The organism is Finegoldia magna (genome assembly GCF_018371055.1).
Classification (GTDB): Bacteria; Bacillota; Clostridia; order Tissierellales; family Peptoniphilaceae; genus Finegoldia; species Finegoldia magna_I.
This window is the reverse complement of the sequence record NZ_JAGYZD010000244.1, coordinates 1-2,443: the sequence shown is the minus strand read 5'-3', so window position 1 is coordinate 2,443 and position 2,443 is coordinate 1. Positions and strand designations below refer to the sequence as shown.

Sequence of the window (2,443 nt, the reverse complement as noted above, 5' to 3'; positions counted from 1 at the left end):
GATCCCTTATCCTTGCTTATAATAATCAAAATATCCGTAATTCCAGAATCCACAACCTCCTTTACAATATGATGCAAAGTTGGTTTGTCGTAGATTGGAAGCATCTCCTTCGGAACAGATTTCGATGCAGGAAGCATCCTCGTACCAAAACCAGCCGCAGGAATAACCGCTTTTCTTACCTTCATTGTCGCTCCTCGTGTTATAATTTTACGCCATAAATCATTTGTCTCTAATAATATTGTAACAAGAAATATTGATTTTTGCTATAAGAGGTGTGTGAGTTGCAGGATTGATATTTCGTGAATGCTTACAAAAAGTGGAAAACCGATTTGCACACTCCCTGTTTTAATTCTTGCTGTGATAATTTTAAAAGCTTGTCTATGAAATAAAAGCAGATTACTGCATTTGCTAAGAATATCGTCTGGAGAAAATAATCAAAAATCCAAGCGAAATGACCCGTCAAAAATCTCACTCGTGCCAGCCAAAGGCGCACTTGAGATTTTAGGGGCATGAGCGTGAGGATTTTTTTATTTTTGTAAGCCAGATATTCGTGCAAATCAGTTTTTCTGCTTTTCTATTAATATATATAGTGTGAGCAATTTTCTCCCTCGTTATACAACTTGCCTATTTTTCATTATTATAGCACCCTAATAAAAGCTCGTAACTAAGCGAGTCATCTGGAGAAAATTGTGCCAAATTCAATCTAAGAAATTCGTTAAAAAATCTCATTGTTTGAGTGCGTAGCACGAGTTTGAGATTTTAGAATTTCAAGATTAGAATTTGCCAATTTTCGTAAGCTAGACGATGCGTGTTACGACTTTTATTCCGTATCTTCATGTAGCGACAAATTTCCTCGTCCATGTGTTCGTGCAAATTTCTTCCTCTCTCCTCGTTATAAACCTTGCCTATTTTCTCATTGTAGCACCCTAATAAAAGCTCGTAACAAAGCGAGTCATCTGGAGAAAATTGTGTCAAATTCAATCGAAGAAATTCGTTAAAAAATCTCATTGTTTGAGTGCGTAGCACGAGTTTGAGATTTTAGAATTTCGAGATTAGAATTTGCCAATTTTCGTAAGCCAGACGATGCGTGTTACGACTTTTATTCCGTATCTTCATGTAGCGACTTTTATTCTTTACCACAATAAAAAAATAGGCAAGCCCTGTGTTCTTACCTATTTTCTATAAAATCTATTTCTTTTTAATTCCCAATTCACCATCTATATTAGTGATAACTACAGTGTCTTTGTCAGTTACAGTTCCTTTTATCAATTCACGTCCGAGTTTTGTTTCGACGTTGGATTCGATAAATCTCTTAACTGGTCTTGCACCGTACAATACATCGTATGCTTTGTCGATAATCAAATCTTCTGCAGATTCGTCGATTTCGATAGTGATTTGTCTGTCTTCCAATTGTTTTTGCAACAATGAAACTTGTTTTTCGATAATCTTGTAGATGTCATCTTTTGTCAACGGTTTGAACATTACTATATCGTCAATTCTGTTCAAAAATTCTGGTTTGAATCTGGATTTCAATTCGTCCATTACAGAATTTCTGCTTTCGTCAGAAATATTTCCGTTGTCGTCGATTCCTTCAATCAAATCCATCGAGCCAATGTTACTTGTCATGATGATGATTGTATTTTTGAAATCGACAGTTCTACCTTTGTTGTCAGTCAAACGTCCGTCATCCAAAACTTGCAACAAAATGTTGAACACATCTGGATGTGCCTTTTCGATTTCGTCGAACAAAATCACTGAGTACGGTTTTCTTCTGACAGCTTCCGTTAGTTGACCGCCTTCATCGTAGCCAACATATCCTGGAGGCGCTCCAACAAGTCTACTTACCGCGTGTTTTTCCATATATTCTGACATATCGATACGAATCAAATTCTTTTCGTCATCAAACATATTTTCAGTCAACGCTTTTGCAAGTTCTGTTTTACCAACACCAGTTGGTCCAAGGAATATAAATGAACCGATTGGTCTGTTGATGGACTTCAAACCACTTCTAGCCCTGATGATTGCATCAGTCACAGCAGTTACAGCTTCATCTTGACCCACAACTCTCTTGTGCAACAACTTGTCCATGTTCAAAATCTTGTCGCGTTCTGTTTCCACTAATTTTGTCACAGGAATTGATGTCCACTTGCTCACAACTTCTGCGATTTCATCTTCAGTTACGCTTTCTTTAATAATAGAACTGTCATCTTCGTCCATTTTTTTGTTCAATTCTTCGAGTTTGTTTTCAAGTTCTACTAATTTTCCGTATTTCAACTCTGACAATTTTTCAAAATCGTATTTTCTTTGTGCTTCTTCCATTTCGTGTTTTACAGCTTCGATTTCCGATTTTGTGTCCTTGATTTCGTCGACCTTGGATTTTTGTTGAGTCCATTCCATATACATCGCATCAAACTCATTTTTAGTATCTTGTAATTCTTTTTCC

General features: G+C 36.5%; 2 protein-coding genes. Both read right to left on the bottom strand.

Annotated elements, in window-relative coordinates; all coding sequences use genetic code 11:
* Positions 1–185, bottom strand: a 185-nt coding sequence (locus tag KHW44_RS08590; protein ID WP_304068468.1) for a sugar phosphate nucleotidyltransferase, incomplete at its 3' end; no start/stop codon positions are given.
* Positions 186–1,188: 1,003 nt separating this feature from the next.
* Positions 1,189–2,443, bottom strand: a 1,255-nt coding sequence (locus KHW44_RS08585; RefSeq protein ID WP_304068465.1) for an AAA family ATPase, incomplete at its 5' end; no start/stop codon positions are given.